The sequence below is a fragment of the Microbacterium azadirachtae genome (assembly GCF_000956505.1).
Classification (GTDB): Bacteria; Actinomycetota; Actinomycetes; order Actinomycetales; family Microbacteriaceae; genus Microbacterium; species Microbacterium azadirachtae_A.
This window is the reverse complement of record NZ_JYIX01000033.1, coordinates 163797-181289: the sequence shown is the minus strand read 5'-3', so window position 1 is coordinate 181289 and position 17493 is coordinate 163797. Positions and strand designations below refer to the sequence as shown.

The 17493-nt window shown below is 70.5% G+C and carries 14 protein-coding genes; 6 read left to right on the top strand and 8 right to left on the bottom strand.

Translation table 11 applies throughout. The features are described 5' to 3' along the window. Positions 1–181 precede the first annotated feature (181 nt). The 5 genes from RS86_RS08805 to RS86_RS08785 all read right to left on the bottom strand — a co-directional run bounded on the left by RS86_RS08805 (position 182) and on the right by RS86_RS08785 (position 3787). Positions 182–553 (bottom strand): type II toxin-antitoxin system PemK/MazF family toxin, encoded by a 372-nt coding sequence (locus tag RS86_RS08805; protein WP_327037095.1) that lies wholly within the window; start codon positions 551–553, stop codon positions 182–184. Then, a complete protein-coding gene (locus tag RS86_RS08800) occupies positions 550–771 on the bottom strand; it encodes a ribbon-helix-helix domain-containing protein (RefSeq protein WP_200892773.1) in 222 nt (73 codons plus the stop codon). The genes RS86_RS08805 and RS86_RS08800 overlap by 4 nt, the downstream gene beginning before the upstream one ends. 51 nt (positions 772–822) lie before the next feature. Next, positions 823–1263 carry a hypothetical protein gene (locus RS86_RS08795; RefSeq protein ID WP_045271841.1) on the bottom strand — a complete coding sequence of 147 codons (441 nt, stop codon included), beginning with the start codon at positions 1261–1263 and terminating at the stop codon, positions 823–825. Between the two features lie 183 nt (positions 1264–1446). Further along, positions 1447–2610: an acyl-CoA dehydrogenase family protein gene (locus RS86_RS08790; protein ID WP_045271840.1), complete on the bottom strand. Its 1164-nt coding sequence runs from the start codon at positions 2608–2610 to the stop codon at positions 1447–1449. Positions 2611–2818: 208 nt separating this feature from the next. Next, complete coding sequence (locus RS86_RS08785; protein ID WP_235281719.1) at positions 2819–3787, bottom strand: M15 family metallopeptidase; 969 nt, start codon at positions 3785–3787, stop codon at positions 2819–2821. A 97-nt stretch (positions 3788–3884) separates the two neighbouring features. Between RS86_RS08785 and RS86_RS08780 the strand changes: the two genes are divergently transcribed. Further along, positions 3885–5000: an Rv2578c family radical SAM protein gene (locus tag RS86_RS08780; RefSeq protein ID WP_082076691.1), complete on the top strand. Its 1116-nt coding sequence runs from the start codon at positions 3885–3887 to the stop codon at positions 4998–5000. Between the two features lie 88 nt (positions 5001–5088). Here the strand turns inward: RS86_RS08780 and RS86_RS08775 are convergent, their stop codons facing one another. After that, positions 5089–5934: a hypothetical protein gene (locus RS86_RS08775; RefSeq protein WP_045271839.1), complete on the bottom strand. Its 846-nt coding sequence runs from the start codon at positions 5932–5934 to the stop codon at positions 5089–5091. Between the two features lie 242 nt (positions 5935–6176). Here RS86_RS08775 and RS86_RS08770 point away from each other — a divergent pair, with 242 nt between their 5' ends. Beyond that, a complete protein-coding gene (locus RS86_RS08770; RefSeq protein WP_045271838.1) occupies positions 6177–6656 on the top strand; it encodes a GNAT family N-acetyltransferase in 480 nt (159 codons plus the stop codon). 105 nt (positions 6657–6761) lie between these two features. On the opposite strand, the gene RS86_RS08765 is transcribed toward RS86_RS08770, so the two are convergent. Further along, positions 6762–8999 (bottom strand): DEAD/DEAH box helicase, encoded by a 2238-nt coding sequence (locus RS86_RS08765; RefSeq protein WP_045271837.1) that lies wholly within the window; start codon positions 8997–8999, stop codon positions 6762–6764. A gap of 280 nt (positions 9000–9279) precedes the next feature. Here RS86_RS08765 and RS86_RS08760 point away from each other — a divergent pair, with 280 nt between their 5' ends. Continuing rightward, positions 9280–10182: an aldose 1-epimerase family protein gene (locus RS86_RS08760; RefSeq protein WP_045271836.1), complete on the top strand. Its 903-nt coding sequence runs from the start codon at positions 9280–9282 to the stop codon at positions 10180–10182. Positions 10183–10286: 104 nt separating this feature from the next. Here the strand turns inward: RS86_RS08760 and RS86_RS08755 are convergent, their stop codons facing one another. Then, positions 10287–11732 (bottom strand): HNH endonuclease signature motif containing protein, encoded by a 1446-nt coding sequence (locus tag RS86_RS08755; protein WP_082076690.1) that lies wholly within the window; start codon positions 11730–11732, stop codon positions 10287–10289. Positions 11733–12228: 496 nt separating this feature from the next. On the opposite strand from RS86_RS08755, the gene RS86_RS08750 reads away from it, so the two are divergent. The 3 genes from RS86_RS08750 to xdhB all read left to right on the top strand — a co-directional run bounded on the left by RS86_RS08750 (position 12229) and on the right by xdhB (position 17427). After that, the gene (locus RS86_RS08750) at positions 12229–12984 is read left to right on the top strand and encodes an IclR family transcriptional regulator (RefSeq protein ID WP_045271834.1); all 756 of its coding nucleotides are present in this window, start codon (positions 12229–12231) and stop codon (positions 12982–12984) included. Between the two features lie 466 nt (positions 12985–13450). Beyond that, positions 13451–14968 (top strand): xanthine dehydrogenase small subunit, encoded by a 1518-nt coding sequence (locus RS86_RS08745; RefSeq protein WP_045271833.1) that lies wholly within the window; start codon positions 13451–13453, stop codon positions 14966–14968. After that, positions 14965–17427, top strand: a complete 2463-nt coding sequence (gene xdhB, locus RS86_RS08740) for a xanthine dehydrogenase molybdopterin binding subunit (protein WP_045271832.1) — start codon at positions 14965–14967, stop codon at positions 17425–17427. Before RS86_RS08745 ends, xdhB begins: the two co-directional genes overlap by 4 nt. Positions 17428–17493 lie beyond the last annotated feature (66 nt).

Genomic DNA, 17493 nt, shown 5'->3' with positions numbered 1-17493 from the left:
ACCGGTAGACAGTAACACTGAGTACCGGTACATAGCAACACTGAATACCAAACTTTTTCTGACGCCCGAGATCGCCTCCCTCCGAGGGTCGCTGCCACGACCGGCGCACAGCAGGATGCCCCGGGATCCGGGGGATCTCGGGGCGTTCGCGAAGGACGGCAGCAGGGGGCGTGCGGTGCCGTCAGAGTGCGAGATGGAGGCGGAGCGCCTCGTCGAGAGCTCCCATGAGCTCTGCGGGCACCCAGCCGACCGGGCGGGCGATGCGAGCGACGGCAATCGTGCGCACCTGCTCCGCCTGGGCTTTGACGTCGCGATCGAGTCCGGTCGCCGCCGACGGCAGCAGCACCTGGAACGGCAGGATCCGCACCGTGTTCGACGTCAGAGGGACGACCGTCGCGGTCGCCCGATCACTCCGCACCGCGACCGCGTTGGCCGTGTTGTTGCTCACGATCACCGCAGGACGGGTCTTCTTCGCCTCGGATCCGACGGCGGGATCGAAGGAGACGAGCACGATCTGGCCGCGACGCAGAAGAGGGACGGTCGACACGCTCACGCGGACGCGAGCCCATCGCCCGCCACGGCATCCCAGTCCTCGCCGTCATCCGCGGCGAACGCCTCGGCATAGGCGTCGGCGAGGCGGCTCTCGCGCAGCAGGCGTACGGCATCCTGCGTCGCCGCCGAACGCGAGGGGTAGCGACCGCTCTGCGTCTCGGCGTCGAGGAAGGCGATGTCCTCCTCGCTGAGGCTCAGACTGACCTTGGCGTGCACCACGAGCATGATGCTACTCCGGTAGCAAAGGTCTTGCCACCGTTCCGGCGGGCGTCACAGCACGTCGTCGGCGTGCAGCTGGCGCACACCGTGGGCGTGCAGCAGGAACTGGGCACGCAGCGGGATCCCGAGCAGCGCGGCCTGCCGCTTCATCGCACGCGCCCAGACGCGGACGTCGTCCTCGACGGCCTCGCCGCCGACGCGCTCCCACACCAGCACCACCGCCGCATTACCGGTGAGCTCGCGGAGCATGCCGATCCGCTGGGACAGCAGGTGCGCGTGCGTCACCTCGCCGAGGTCCTCCGTCGCCACCGCCTCGATCGGATCCTCCGGGTAGTCGGCCATCGGCATCAGCGGCTCGCCGATCCGGCCTCGCCCGTCGATGAAGAGCAGCCAGAGCTGTCGCTGGCTCGCCTGCGGGAGCAGCAGCTCCAGGGCGTCGCGGAGGTCGTCGTCGCTTTCGAGCACGTGCTCGCGCAGTGATTCTGGGTTCATGACGCCAGCCTGACGGCGTGCCGGAGCGCCGCACGGCCCGCTCACGCAATCGGTGCGGAACTCCGCGAACGCCCGGATCGTGGAGGAGGATCCGCCCGCGCGGAGACCAGTCCCCACTCACGCACGAACGCCCCCGGATCCAGGATCCGGGGGCGCCCTTCGACGAGCTCAGGGACCGAAAGGTCAGCGCTTGCCGACGATCTGGCGGCCGACGAGGTCGCGCATGATCTCGTTCGTGCCGCCGTAGATGCGATGCACCCTGGCGTCGGTGAAGGCCTTCGCGATCGGGTACTCCATGATGTAGCCGTAGCCTCCGTGCAGCTGCACGCCGGTGTCGAGCACCTCCCACTCGCGGTCCGTCGTCCAGAACTTCACCTTCGCGGCGTCCTCCGCGGTGAGCTTGCTGTCCTTGTACGCCAGCAGCGCGCGGTCGACGTACGCCCACATCACCTCGGTCGTGGTGACCATGTCGGCCAGACGGAAGCGGGTGTTCTGGAAGTCTGCGATGCGCTCACCGAAGGCCTCGCGGTCCTTGGTGTAGGCGATGGTCCAGGCCGTGGCGGCCTGCGCAGCGGCCGCGGCCGCGACGCCGATCGACAGGCGCTCGAGCGGCAGGTTCATCATCAGCTGGATGAAGCCCTGACCTTCCTTGCCGCTGATCAGATTCTCTTCGGGGATGAACACGTCCGTGAAGCTGAGCTCGGCCGTGTCCCAGCCGTGGAAGCCCATCTTGCTGAGCTTCTTGCCCTGATCGAAGCCCTCCATGCCCTTCTCGACGATCAGAAGACTGAAGGCGTCGGGCCGGTTGCCCTCGCCGGTCTTCACGAAGGTCACGACGATGTCGGCCGTGGTCCCCGAGGAGATGAAGGTCTTGGCGCCGTTGAGGATGTACCCGCCGTCGACCTTCTTCGCGTTGGTCTTGATGCCGCGGAGGTCCGAGCCCGCACCGGGATCGGTCATCGCGAGCGCGCCGAGCACTTCCCCGGTCGCCATGCGGGGCAGCCACTTCGCCTTCTGTTCCGGCGTGCCCATGTGCACGAGATACGGCACGGCCAGGTCGTCCTGGATCCCGAAGGCGCCGGCAAGGGACCCGGCGCCCGCCGCGATGACCTCTTCCATCACGATGGTGCGGAAGCGGTAGTCCTGCAGCATCCCCGCGCCGCCGAACTCCTCGGGCACAGAGAGACCGATCAGGCCGGCCCCACCCGCCGCGAGCATGGTGGCGCGATCGATCTCGCCGGCCGCCTCCCAGCGCTCGATGGCCTCGTTCGTGACGTGGCGGCCGATGAAGTCCTTGACGAGGCCGCGGAAGGCCTCGTGATCCTCGTCGTAGATGTCGCGTTCCATCGCGCTCCTCCAGATCGTGTGTGCGTCTTCGCACTCGCGATCCTACGCGGAAAGTCGGGGATATCGGCTCGGATTGTGGGAATGCATCCCACCGGATGTGAGACTCGGTGTCACGCTTTGTGTGAACGCTCCAGCAGCGCCGGAATCCGTGGCGACGCGACTGCGCACGCCTCTGGCCGCGTGCGGTGACGCGCGTCTGCGATGGCGGTCAGCCCAGGTACGCGGGGGCCGCGGCGAGCCCGAAGAACTGCTCGAGCGTGGCGAATCCGCCATCGTGGTAGGCCGTCGCGAGCGGCACGCCGACGTAGCGCAGATGCCAGGGTTCCGGGTCGTAGCCGGTGATCGGGGTCTGGCCGGCGACGTAGCGGACGATGAAGCCGTACTGCCAGCCGTTCTCGGCGACCCAGGCGCCGGCCGCGGTGCCGCCAAAGGAGTCGATGTCGCCGCAGCCGCCCGCACAGGAGACCACGTCGGCGGCGAGGCCGGTCTGGTGCTCGCTGTGCCCGGGCCGCGCAGAGAGGGCGTCGCCCTGGGCCTGCCCGTAGGTCGCGACCTGGCCCGAGTAGGTCTGCACCTGAGTGTCGTAGGAGCGGTAGCCACTGGCCAGCGCGACCGAGCCCACCCCGGCGGCGTCCGCGGCCGCGGAGAGCTGGTTCAGAGCGTTCGCCGTATCGGAGCGCAGCGAACCCGCGCCGTCGACCGAGAGAGCCGGGTCCCCGAAGGACGTCGGCGCGAAGGTCACGGGGCTGAGCGGCCGAGCCTTGTTCACCACGACCCAGTCGCGGTGGGGGTCGGACAGATCGATGCAGGGCGCGTTGCCCGCAGCGACCGCGGCGCGGAACGCCGCTCCCCCGCCGAACGCCGCGACCACCGCATCATCGCCACCGGACGCGAGCGCCTGCTGCACGGGCGTCTGCGCGCACGGGTTGCTGGCCGCGGTCGCGTGCAGCTGGACCGAGGGAAGGCTCGTCGCGGTCTGCGGCATCGCGACCTCTGCGATCCCTGCGACCTTCGCATCCGCCGTGGCATGGCCGCCGGGACCGGCGCTCGCCGAGCCGTCCGCAAGCGCCCAGAGCGCGCCGATCAGCGCGACCGCCAGGCCGATCGTGACGTACAGCCGGAACGTCACGCGCGGGTCCATGCGGCGCGCGCGAGTCGGGTGTCGCGGGTCTGCCACGGATCCATTCTCACCGCCAGACCTGAACGTCCGCGACATTCGAATCTTTCCACGAGCTTCGCTTGACTCATCATCGTCGCTATGTTCGAATATCTCCATGAGGTGGCAAGGGCAGAGGATCGACGAGACCGACGCGCAGGCGCTGCCTGGCATGGAGAACCGCACCGGGTTCCTGCGGACCGTGACGACGCCGGAGTTCGCGGGGATGACCTTCCACGAGGTGCTCGCGAAGTCGGCCCTGAACCATGTGCCTGGCCCGTCGAAGATGCCGTTCAACTGGACGGTCAACCCGTACCGCGGATGCAGCCATGCCTGCGTGTACTGCTTCGCCCGGGGAACGCACACGTATCTGGACCTGGACGCGGGGCGGGACTTCGACTCGCAGATCGTGGTCAAGGTGAACGTGGTCGAGACCGTGGAGAAGGAGCTGCGCCGCGGATCCTGGAAGCACGAGACCGTCGCGCTCGGCACGAACACCGATCCGTATCAGCGCGCGGAGGGCCGATACCGGCTGATGCCGGGGATCATCGGCGCGCTGGCCGATTCCGGGACGCCGTTCTCGGTGCTCACCAAGGGCACGCTGATCCGCCGCGACATCCCTGTCCTCGTCGATGCCGCGGCCAGGGTGCCCGTCGACGTGCAGCTGTCGATCGCGATGTTCGACGAGACGCTTCGCGAGGCGATCGAGCACGGCGCTCCGTCCACGCAGGCGCGGCTCGACACCGTGCGCGCGCTCAGCGACGCCGGATTCCGGGTCGGGGTGTTCCTGATGCCGATCCTGCCGCACCTCACCGACTCGGTGGACGCGATCGACGGCGCCCTGCGGCGGATCAAGGAAGCCGGTGCCGACCATGTCATCTACGGCGCCCTGCATCTGCGTGCGGGCGTGAAGCCCTGGTTCCTGCAGTGGCTGTCGCAGCACAGGCCGGATCTGCTGTCGTCCTACCGGGTGCTGTATCCCGGATCCGCGGCGGAGGCGCCGAAGGACTACCGGAGATGGCTCGCGCGACGGGTCAAGCCCCTGATCCGGATGCACGGGCTGGAGGCGCGGCACTCCGACGATCGCCCGCTGCGGCGCAGCATGGGCGCGCCGGCCGAGCCGGTCACGAGCGCGACGCCGCTGTGGCTGTTCGAGCAGCCCGCAGCCGAACCCGCGGCGCCGTCGCGGTTCGGTGCACCGCGGGCGCCGGAGCCGGTGCCGACCCTCTTCTGAGGCGTTGTGCGGCGGGACGCCGCACGGGGCGGGCACTCGATGCGCACCGCCCCGTTCGAGGTTCCGTGAAGGATGTCCCGTAGAGGATTCAGTACCAGTTCGTGGCCTGCGAGTGGCCCCAGGCCGCGCAGGGAGTGCCGTAGACGCTGGAGATGTAGCCGAGGCCCCACGTGATCTGCGTGGTCGCGTTGGTCTGCCAGTCGTCGGCGACGGTCGCCATCTTGTCGCCGGGCAGCGCCTGCGGGATGCCGGTCGCGCCGGAGGAGTTGTAGGCCTGGTAGTTCCAGCCGGACTCCTTGTTCCACAGCGAGTTCAGGCACTGGAACTGGTCATCGCCCCAGCCGTACTGGCTCGCCATGATCTGCTGAGCCGCGGCGCGCGCGCCGTCCGGAGTGTTCGCGGCGGCCTGCGCCTCTGCAGCGGCCTGCGCGGCGGCAGCGGCCTGGGCGGCAGCAGCAGCGGCCGCGGCATCGGCCGCCTGCTTCTGCGCGACGGCGTTGTTCAGGTTGGTGCGCACCTCCGCGACCTGCGACTCCACCTTCTCGGAGTAGTCCGTGATCGCGACGGCGAGCGCGGTGTGCACGGCGCCCTTGTCTGAGGCCGACTTCGACAGCACCTCGTGCGCCGAGGTCAGACCGGTCACGTCCACGAGCTTGCGCCCCTGGCCGAGATCGAGGCCGGCCGCCTTCACATCGGCGTTCACGGTGGCCGCGTCCGCCATCGCGGTCTTCGCGGTGTCGAGTGCGGCACGCACCTGCACCCGCTGGTTGTAGGCGGTCACATCGTCGACCGCGGCCACGGCCGGAGCGGCCGCGGCGACTGCGGGAGCGACGAGCACAGCGCCCCCGACGGCGAGCGCGCCGAGCACGGCGGTCGCGCCGATGATGGTGATGGTCTTGCGGCGGGCAGAGCGGAAGAACGGGTTTCTCGACATGACGAAGTAACGATCCTTGAAGTCCTCGGTGCCGCTCGGGAAGCGGCCTCACGCCCTCGGGTCGGGCGTACAAGGTAACGATCCTGCATCACTGTTCCTGGGAGCCCACCGAGGATCCCGGGATGTAGCAGGATATTTTGCTCGAACTCTCAGGTTTCGAATTCGGCCGTTTCCGGCCCCTCCCTCTGCCCTTCTCATCGCGCCCGCACCGTCGTGTCCGAGGTTCCGGATAGCGTCGCCGCATGGTCGCACTCCGCCCCTGGCAGCCCGAAGACCGGCCGTTGCTCGACCGTTTCAACACCCCGGAGATGACGGCGCATCTCGTCGGCCCCGAGACCCCGGAGGAGCTGGAGAAGCGGCATCGGCGCTATCTGTCCATGGAGGGACCCGGCGGGATGCTCGTGATCTGCGACGGCGACGTCGCCGTCGGCTCGATCGGCTACTGGGAGAACGACGAGGATCCCGATGCCGTCATATGGGAGACCGGGTGGAGCGTGCTCCCCGAGCAGCAGGGACGCGGCTACGCCGGGCAGGCGCTCCTCCATCTCCTCGACATCGTGCGGGCGGACGGACGCCACTCCGAGATCCACGCCTACCCCGCCGTGGACAACGCACCCTCGAACGCGCTGTGCCGGCGCGCGGGCTTCGCGCTGCGTTCGACCCGCGCGTTCCCGTTCCGCGGCGAGGAGATCCTCAGCAACGACTGGGCGCTCGTTCTCTGACCACGCGGGCTTCGCCGAAATGCGAAAGAGCCGGGTGGGATCCGGAGTCATCAGGATCCCGCCCGGCTCTTTCGGCCGATGCTTCGCGACGAAGCCGCGTCTCGATCAGGCGGTGAGGTCGGACGTCGACGGCATGCGGCCTGCGATCTCCTCGATGAGGTCGTCGCCGAGGCGCGCCTCCTCGAACGGCGCGTCGATCTCGGCGCGGTTCAGCAGCTCCGTCATGCGGCGACCGCGCGGGCGCGTGATCAGGGTCACGACCCGGCCGGAGTTGCCGGCGCGGCCGGTGCGGCCGGCCCGGTGCAGGTACGTCTTGTACTCGTCGGGGGCGTCGGCCTGGACGACCAGGTCGATGTCGTCGACGTGGATGCCGCGAGCGGCGACGTCGGTCGCGACGAGCACGTTCACACGACCCGAGGTGAGCTTCTGCAGGTTGCGGGTGCGCTTGGCCTGGTTCAGGTCGCCGTGCAGCGAGACCGCGGGGATCCCGGCGTCCTCGAAGGCCTCGGCGAGCTGCTCGGCGTAGGCGCGGGTGCGGGAGAAGACCAGCGTGCGTCCGTCGCGATCGACGAGCGAGGTGAGGATCTCCGCCTTGTCGCGGTGCTCGATCACGAGGACGCGGTGCTCGATCGTGCCCGAGTCCTGCGTCTCGCCGGCGACCTCGAAGACGGCCGGGTCCACGAGGAACTCGTCCACCAGTGCGGCGACCTCGCGGTCCAGCGTGGCGGAGAACAGCAGCTTCTGGCTGCCCTCGCCGGTGTGCCGGAGGATCCGCTGCACCGGCTCGACGAAGCCGAGCTCGCACATGTGGTCCGCCTCATCCAGCACGGCGATGCGCACGTCGGAGAGGTCGAGCTTGCCCTGGTTGATCAGGTCCTCGATGCGGCCTGGCGTGCCGATCACGATGTCGACGCCCTTCTTCAGCGCGCCGACCTGGCGCGCCTGCGGCACGCCGCCGTAGATCTGCGTGGTGAACAGGCCCACGCTGCGGGCGATCGGCTGGATCGTACGGTCGATCTGCAGGGCGAGCTCACGGGTCGGCGCGAGCACGATCGCGCGCGGCTTGCGACCGAACTCGCGCTTCTGACCCTTCTGCGAGGCCAGAATGCTCTCCACGAGAGGGGCGCCGAACGCGATGGTCTTGCCGGATCCGGTGCGACCGCGGGCGAGGACGTCGCGGCCCTCGAGGACAGCCGGGATCGAGGCCGCCTGGATCGGGAACGGCGCCGTCGCGCCCATACCGGTCAGGATCTCGACGATGTTGGAGCCGAGTCCGAGGTCGCCGAAGGTCACATCAGCGACCTCTTCGGCCTGCACGGTCTGCGCCGCAAGGCGCTCGTGCACGACGTCCTCGAGCTGCTCGTGCTTCGGCGCACGGTCGGCGGTGCGGTTCCAGTCGCTACGGGTCGGACCGTCGGTGCGGCGAGGGCGGTCGTCCCGGCGGGGACGGTCATCGCGGTCGAAACGGGGACGCTCGGTCCGGTCATCACGGCGCGGACGCTCGGTCCGGTCATCACGGCGGGGACGGTCGTCGCGGTCGAACCGCGGACGATCGTTGCGCTCGAAACGCGGACGCTCGGTCCGGTCGTCCCGACGGGGACGCTCGTCACGATCGAAACGCGGACGGTCGCTGCGCTCGACACGGGGACGGTCGCCGCGGTCGAAACGCGGACGCTCGGTCCGGTCGTCCCGACGGGGGCGGTCATCACGGTCGAACCGCGGACGGTCCGTCCGGTCATCGCGGCGGAGGCGCTCGTCACGGTCGAAACGCGGACGGTCGCTGCGCTCGACACGGGGACGGTCGTTGCGCTCGAAGCGCGGACGCTCGGTCCGGTCGTCCCGACGGGGGCGGTCGTCACGATCGAAGCGCGGACGCTCGTCGCGACGGTGCGGGGCGTCGACGCGGCCCGACTCGGCACGGTTGCGGATCGAGCGGGACTCGTCGCGGCCCGCCCTCTCCTGCGCCGACCAGCGGCGCTTCGGCTCGCGATCGCCGGCGGCGGACTCAGCACGGAAGCCGCGGTGGCCGGGCGAGCGGCTGCCGGGGCGGGCATCCGCACGGCGGTCGTCGCGGGCCGGACGGGCGTCACGGTCGAAGCGAGCGCCACGGTCATCGCGAGCGGGACGGGCATCGCGGTCGAAGCGGCCGCCGCGGTCGTCGCGGGCCGGACGCGCATCCGCGCGGCCGTACCGGTCTGCACGATCCGCGACTCCTCGACCGGAGTCGCCGTCGCGTGCGGGGCGCCCCTGGTTGTGACGGTCGTGGAAGGAGGTCTTCTTCGCGTAGCGCGGCTCGAAGTTGGCCGAGGGGCGTCCGCCCTTGGGCTTGTGGTTCTTGGGCACGGGTATGTCCTTTGTCTGGTTCTCGCACGAGAACAGCGCCCCGCCGCCCTCGTAGGGCGCGGGGAAACCCGGGCAGTCGTCGGCCGGGGGCCATTCATGTGATGGATGAAGCGTTCGGCGACGTCCGCCGAACTCACCATCGGCCCCTGGGCTCACACACAATCGCAGCACCGCTCCCGCCGGGGATCCCGGAGGTCACGGTCGCCCGAAGCCGACCGCGCAAGTCTACCCGAGCCACCTGGGAGCCCACCGCGTCACCCTGCCGCTCTACGATGGCGGCATGACCACTCCGACCGGCGTCCAGGTCCACCTCGAAGCGGACGGCGTCCGCGCGCAGATCTCGCAGGTCGGCGCAGCCCTCCGGCACCTCGTCGTCGGCGGCACCACGGTCGTCCCGCCCTACCCCGACGATCGCCCTGCGCCCGCCTGCTCCGGCGTCGTGCTCGTGCCGTGGCCGAACCGGATCCGGGACGGCATCTGGGCCGACGGCGAGGAGACCAGGGCGCTGGCGATCACCGAGCCGAAGCTGAACAACGCGACCCACGGGCTGCTGCGCTACACCGCTTACGAGATCGCCGAGCAGGACGATGCGACCGTGCTGCTCCGCGCGAATGTGGTGCCGCAGATCGGCTACCCCTATCTGCTGGAGACGAGCGTGCGCTACACGCTCGGCGCCGACGGCGTCACCGCCGAGCACACGATCGTGAACCGCTCTCAGGAAGCGGCGCCGGTCGCCCTCGGCACCCACCCCTTCCTCACGATCTCCGGGGCCGACCCGAGGCAGCTGCTCCTGCGCATCCCCGCCGAGACCTTCTTCGAGACCGACGACCGCCTGCTGCCGATCGGCGAATCGCCGGTGTCCGGAGGCACGGACCTGCGCACCCCCCGACGCCTCGCCGAGGTGCAGCTCGACACCGGCTTCGCGACGCTCCACCGCGAGGACGACGGGCGCGTGCACAGCACCCTCTCCGCCCCGGACGGCCGCACCGTCACGCTGTGGCAGGGGCCGGGGTTGGACTACCTGCAGGCCTACACGAACACGAACTACCCGGGGCAGGAGCTCGTGGTCGCCCTCGAGCCGATGTCGGCGCCCGCCGAGGCGTTCAACTCGGGCCGCGGGCTGCGCCGTCTGGCACCGGGCGAGGCCTGGACCGTGCAGTGGGGCGTGACGCTCACCGTCTGAGTGCGGGCGTCTGAGAGCCAGCGCCTGAGAGCCAGCGCCTGAATACGGGCGTCTGAGTCCGGGCGTCTGCGAACCGGCTCGCCCGATGGCGGGATCTCCGCGCGTCAGAATCCGGGGGTCTCTGGGTCCGGTTCTGGGGGTGGGTCCGGGTCTTCGACGGTGAATGTCACGGGCGAGGGCGGTTTGTCGATGTAGGTCGCCCCGGTGGGGCTGGTCCATTCCAGGACCCCGGCGCCGCGTTGTTTCACTGTCCAGGCGGTCTGGTGTTTGAGGACGTGATGCCTGCGGCAGAGCCCGCCGACGTTGCCTTCCTCCGTGGACCCGCCGTAGGCAGCGTCGATGGTGTGGTCGAGATCCTGCGCGGCCGGCGGGAGCCCGCAGGTCGGGAACCGGCACCGGGAATCCCGGGCGTGCAAGAGACGCCGCAGATCGGCATTGGGGCGATAGTGGTCGACAGCGAGGATCGCCCCGGTCACCGGGTGGGTGAGCACCCGTTCCCACGCGGTGACCCCGCCGGCGAGGATCCGGGCGGTGTGCGTGTCGATGGGCTGCCCGCCGGCGAGCTCGGCCGGCTGTTCGATACGGACACCGAACACGGTCCCAGATCGCGTCGGTGACTTTTGCCCGCCAGCGCCAGCGCCAGCGGTATCGGGCGTATGCAGAGTGAGCACCGGCACAGTGACTTCGACCCGCGCCTGAATCGCGGACAGGAGCCCGGCGGCGGTGTCGTGCCCGGACGCGGCCCCGGTGAGCAGGGTGTCCGCGCACAGGTCCGCGCGGAGCTGATCCACCGTCCGCTCGTCGTTCGGGTCGCCGAGCCCATCCGGATCAGGGTCGACCCCGCCGGCCGCATCCTTCGCGGCCTGCGCATTCGCGACCGATACTGCCCGCGCCTGCTGGGTGAGCCGGTCGTAGATCCCGTCGATCACGGCAGCCGAGTGGATCACCCCGAGGGTCTTCTGCCCATCGCCGAGGTCCTCCCGCCACACCCGCCGGTCCTCCTGCACCTCCCGGTGCCGGTCGGTCAAGCTCCGCGGCGCGAGGCGTTCCGCGACGCGTTCCACGATCCGCTTCGCCCGATGCGGGGTCTCCCCCGCACACGCCTCCACCGCGATCTGCTCGAACTCCGCCCGCACCGCCTCATCAAGACGCGCACCGGCGTCCTGGATCACCCGGACGTGCGCGGCGTTGATCCGCGCTTCCCCGAACGCCCGCGTGACCTCCGGGAACCGGGTCCCCAGGTCCGCCGCCCGTGCCATCCGGGCCTGCACCACCCGATCCGACATCCGCAACACCCCGGCGAGCTCCGCCGCGACCGACCGCTCCGCGAGATCCACCGCCTCACCCCGCGGCGAGCCACCACCGGCGTCTCGGGCGGCGATCTCCTCGGCGACGCGCTGCGCGGCCCCGAGCTGCGCGTCCCGCAACGCCTGGAACCGGGTGATCGTCGCCTCGGCCGCGGCCAGGCCCTCTCTCAGCAGGCGCAGCACCGTGACCGGATCCACCGGGTCCACCCCGGGATCCGCCACCGCGTCTGCTGAGTTCGTCATGGATCAAGTCAACACCGGGCCACCGACATTCCCACCCCGAATTCCCCAGGTCAACGATGCAAATAGTTTTCAAACGGAGTCGGGAAGGCTCCCGGCGGGCTCAGCGAACCCGGTGAGCACGGCGGGGCCCGCCTGGCGCGGTGAGCGCTGGCGCGGCGCGCGGGGAGCGCGGCGAGCGGGGAGCGCGGTAAGCGCGGCGAGCGGGGAGCGCGGAGCGCGGGGAGCGCGGCGAGCGGGGAGCGCGGAGCGCGGGGAACGCGGTAGGCGGGGAGCGCGGTGAGCCCGGGCGGGCTCGGCGAACCCGATGAACGCGCTGGCCCGGTGAACCCGCAGAGGGCGGCTCAGCCGCGCGGGGAACACGCGCGGGGAACAGATGACCCGTGCCGTACGGAGTGCGACATCGGCCATCTGAGGCCCTCCGTGGGATACTCTGCTCGGGAATCATCCTTCCGGCATGCGGATAACTCGCGCCCGGATCACAGCCGAGAGGATCCGCATGGCCGCTGAGGGCTCTACGGGCGTCAAGTCCGTCTCCCGCGTCTTCGACCTGCTCGAGCTCATCGCGGACGCCGGCGGCGATGCCACGATCAGCCAGCTCGCGGCCGCCGCGGAGCTGCCACTGCCCACGATCCATCGTCTGCTGCGCACCCTGGTCTCGCAGGGCTACGCGCGTCAGCTGGCCAACCGCCGCTATGCGCTCGGCCCGAAGCTCGTGCGCCTGGGCGAGGTCGCGAACCGCCAGTTCGGCCAGATGGCGATGCCCCAACTGAAGTCCCTCGTGGACCGACTCGGCGAGACGGCGAACCTCGCCACGATCGACGGCGACAACGTCGTCTACGTCTCACAGGCGCCGTCGCCGCACGCCATGCGCATGTTCACCGAGGTGGGCGGCCGCGCTCATCTGCACTCCACGAGCGTGGGCAAGGCGATCCTCGCGCAACTCGGCGACGACCAGGTGCGCGACATCATCGCCCGCGCCGGGATGCCGCACTCCACCGATCGATCGCTCGGCACCATCGACGAGCTGCTCGCCGATCTCGCCGTCAGCCGGGAGCGCGGATACGCGGTCGACGACGGCGAGCACGAGGTGGGCGTGCGCTGCTTCGCGATGGCAGTGCCGAACATGCCGGTCCTCACGGCCGTCTCGGTCTCCGGGCCGATGTCGCGCGTCGGCGAGGACTTCGCCGAGCAGGCGATCCCGGTGCTGCGCGACGTCGTCGCCGAGATCTCGGCCGCGACGAACGCCCGCTGAGCCCGACGCGGGCGGATCCGTCCTCGGGAGCGGTGAGCACGTTCGCCCTGCGCACCGCCACTGTCGGCGCCCAGATCTCGTGCTCCGCGGATGCGGTCGCGAAGCTGTGAACGGCGCTCATCTGCGGGACTTTCGCGCGCAATGACCCTCGGCGCTTGACCTGCACCGATCTGGCGTCTTACGATTTCCATGCTCCAGAACCACTATTCCGAATCTCGGAAACTTCTGGATCGCTGAAGGCGAGGAGAGGCGATGATGCCGAACCGTGCGAATCGTCGCGCCCCACGCGATGCCGGGCAGGACGTGACCCCCGTCCGCGCCTGCGCCGATCCGGGCGCAGGAGACCTCCGCGCCACGCAGCCGCACCGCTCCGTCTTCCCTGCACACCCCTTGTCCTGACCCTGCCCACGCGGCACGATCGCCTTAGGACAAGCGATCGAACGTGTCGCCGGATCCGAGGAGACCCATGCCTGACATCGCCGTCACCGTCAACGGACAACAGCGCCCGCTCGTGGGAACGCCCGCGCACGCCACCGCTCTGGACTGGCTCCGCGACAGCGGCCTCTCCGGCAGCAAGGAGGGCTGCGCGGAGGGCGAGTGCGGCGCCTGCGCCATGCTGCTCGCCACGCCGACGACGGACGGCGGCACCACGTGGACGCCGGTGAACGCCTGCCTCGTGCCGGTGTACGCGCTCGACGGCCAGGAGGTCGTCACGGCCGAGGGGCTCGGATCGGTCGACGACCTGCACCCCGTGCAGGAGAAGCTGGCCGAGGCCGGCGGATCGCAGTGCGGCTACTGCACCCCCGGCTTCGCCTGCAGCATGGCCGGCGAGTACTACCGGGCCGACCGCACCCCGATCGAGACCGCCTCGACGAGCACGGCGACCGAGGCGACCGACGCGACCGCGGAGCCGTGCCCCGTCCACGATCCGGAGCACGGCCCGAACGGCTTCGACCTCCACGCGCTGAGCGGCAACCTGTGCCGCTGCACCGGATACCGGCCCATCCGCGACGCCGCCTACACGCTCGGCTCGCCCGAGGCCGACGACCCGCTGCAGCAGCGGCTCGCGCAGCCCGCCCCCGAGCCGGTCGCGACCGACGCCGAGGTCGACGGGGCGCGCTTCGTCCGCCCCGCGACGCTCATCGATGCCCTGCGGATCCTGCAGGACGAGAAGGATGCGCTTCTCGTCGCCGGATCCACCGACTGGGGCGTCGAGGTGAACATCCGCGGCCGCCGCGCGCCGCTCGTCGTCGCGATCGAGCAGCTCCCCGAGCTGCGCACGCTGAGGATCGAAGACGATGCGGTCGAGATCGGCGCCGCCCTCCCGCTCTCCGAGGTGGAGAAGCGCCTGGACGGACGGATCCCGCTGCTCGCGCAGCTCTTCCCGCAGTTCGCCTCGCGCCTCATCCGCAACCGCGGCACGTTCGGCGGCAACCTCGGCACCGGATCCCCGATCGGCGACACCCCGCCTGCTCTGCTCGCCCTGCGTGCGAGCGTCGTGCTCGCCTCGCTGGCGGAGGGCGGATCCGGCGTCGTGCTGCGCGAGGTCGATCTGGCCGACTACTTCACCGGCTACCGGCAGACCGTCAAGCACCCCGATGAGCTCATCAAGGCCATCCGGATCCCGCTGCCGCTCGCCACCACGACCGCCTTCCACAAGATCGCCAAGCGCCGCTTCGACGACATCTCCAGCGTCGCCGTCGCGTTCGCACTCGACATCGACGGCGGCATCGTGACCGGCGCGACCATCGGCCTGGGCGGTGTCGCCGCCACCCCGCTGCGCGCGCGTGCCACCGAGGACGCCCTGATCGGCAAGCCCTGGAACATCGCCACCGTGAAGGCGGCCGCCGAGATCCTCCGCGGCGAGGGCACCCCGATGTCCGACCACCGCGCCAGCAGCGAGTACCGCTCGCTCATGCTCAACACCGCGCTGCTCAAGCTCTACAGCGCGACCGTCATCGAGTCGAAGGAGGTGTCGGCATGAGCACTCTCGCCGACCGCCCGGAGAACCCCGTCGTCGGCCTGCGGGCCGCGCACGAGAGCGCCGCCCTGCACGTCACGGGTGCGGCGATGTACACCGACGACATCGCGGAGCAGACCGCCGGCGTGCTGACCGCCTGGCCGGTGCAGTCCACGAATGCGCACGCGAAGGTCACGATCGACGTCTCCGGCGCCTACGAGGTGCCCGGCGTCGTGCGGGTGCTCACCGCCGAGGACGTCCCCGGCCTGAACGATGCGGGCATCCGCAACGACGAGCCGCTGTTCCCGAGCGAGGCGATGTTCTACGGGCACGCCCTGGTCTGGGTGCTCGGCGAGACGCAGGAGGCCGCGCGCCTCGGCGCGGAGCGCGTCACGGTGGAGTACGAGCCGCTGCCGTCGCTCATCACGGTGCAGGACGCGCTCGACGCGCAGTCCTTCCAGGGCACCCCGCGCACGGTGCAGCGCGGCGACGCCGCCGCAGGTCTCGCGGCCTCGGCGCACGTCTTCGAAGGCGTGACCGAGTTCGGCGGCCAGGAGCACTTCTACCTGGAGACGCACGCATCGTTCGCGATCCGCGACTCCGAGGGGCAGTACTTCATCCAGTGCTCCACGCAGCACCCCACCGAGACCCAGGACCTGGTCTCGCACGTGCTCGGGATCCCCGCGAACGAGATCACCGTGCAGTGCCTGCGCATGGGCGGCGGGTTCGGCGGCAAGGAGATGCAGCCGCACGGCTTCGCGGCGATCGCGGCCCTCGGCGCCAAGCTCACCGGACGCCCTGTGCGGCTGCGCCTCAACCGCACGCAGGACATCACGATGACCGGCAAGCGCCACCCGTTCCACATCGCATGGAAGGTGGGGTTCGACGAGCACGGCCTGCTGCAGGCGCTCGACACGACCCTCACCTGCGACGGCGGCTGGTCGATCGACCTTTCCGAGCCGGTGCTGGGCCGTGCGCTCTGCCACCTGGACAACTCCTACTGGATCCCCAACGTGCACGCCTACGGGCAGATCGTGAAGACCAACAAGACCTCGAACACCGCCTACCGCGGGTTCGGCGGCCCGCAGGGCGTCTTCCTCATCGAGGACATCCTGGGCAGGATCGCCCCGCAGCTCGGGATCGATCCGCTCGAGCTGCGCCGGCGCAACTTCTACAAGCCCGGCCAGAGCACACCGTACGGGCAGCTCATGAAGGACGCCGACCGGCTCGAGACGATCTGGGACCAGCTCGCCGACGAGGCGGAGGTGGACGCGCGCCGCGAGGAGATCCGTGCGTTCAACGCCTCCAGCCCGCACGCGAAGCGCGCCCTGTCGATGACGCCGATCAAGTTCGGCATCTCGTTCAACTTCGCCGCGTTCAACCAGGCCGGCGCCCTCGTGCACGTCTACAAGGACGGCTCGATCCTGGTCAACCACGGCGGCACCGAGATGGGCCAGGGCCTGCACACGAAGATGCTGCAGGTCGCCGCGACCGCGCTCGGCGTCGAACTGCATCAGGTGCGCCTCGCGCCGACCCGCACCGACAAGGTGCCGAACACGTCGGCGACGGCGGCGTCGTCCGGTGCAGACCTCAACGGCGGCGCGGTCAAGAACGCCTGCGAGCAGATCCGCGATCGGCTCGCGAAGGTCGCCGGGCGCATGCTCGGCGTCGACGAGCGCGACGTCCGCTTCGGCGGCGGCTTCGTGACGGCGCTCGGCGCTCCGGTGAAGCGCGTCTCCTGGGGCGAGGTCGTCAAGGCGGCCTACTTCCAGCGCGTGCAACTGTTCGCCGCCGGCTACTACCGCACCGAGGGCCTGCACTGGAACCCGGAGATCATGCAGGGCTCGCCGTTCAAGTACTTCGCGTACGGCGCCGCGGCGACCGAGGTCGAGGTGGACGAGTTCACCGGCGCCTACCGGGTGCGCCGCGTCGACATCGTGCACGACGTGGGCGACTCGCTCTCCCCGATGCTCGACATCGGTCAGATCGAGGGCGCATACGTCCAGGGTGTGGGCTGGCTGACCCTCGAGGAGCTGCGCTGGGACACCAGCGACGGTCCGCACCGCGGTCGGCTGCAGACTCAGTCGGCGTCGACGTACAAGCTGCCGAGCTTCTCCGAGATGCCGGAGGAGTTCCACGTGCGCCTGTTCGAGAACGCGCGCGAGGAGGGAGCCGTCTACGGATCCAAGGCCGTGGGGGAGCCGCCGTTCATGCTCGCGTTCAGCGCCCGCGAGGCGCTCCGCGACGCCGTGGCGGCCTTCGGTCCGGCCGGGCACTCGGTCGACCTGGGCTCCCCCGCGACGCCGGAAGCCGTGTTCTGGGCCGTCCGCACCGCTCAGGAGGCCGCCGCCGGAGTTCCCGACGCCGCCGCCGACGGCTCGTCCGGCACCGCCTCGTCCGGAGCCGCCTCGTCCGGAACCGCCTCGTCCGGAACCGGCGCCCCCGCCTCCGACCGCCCGCTCGTCTCCGCCGCCGGCGACTGACCACCCCACTTCCGAGTCGTCCCTGTCAGCGCACGCTATGGAGTCCGCTGACGGGGACGACTCGGA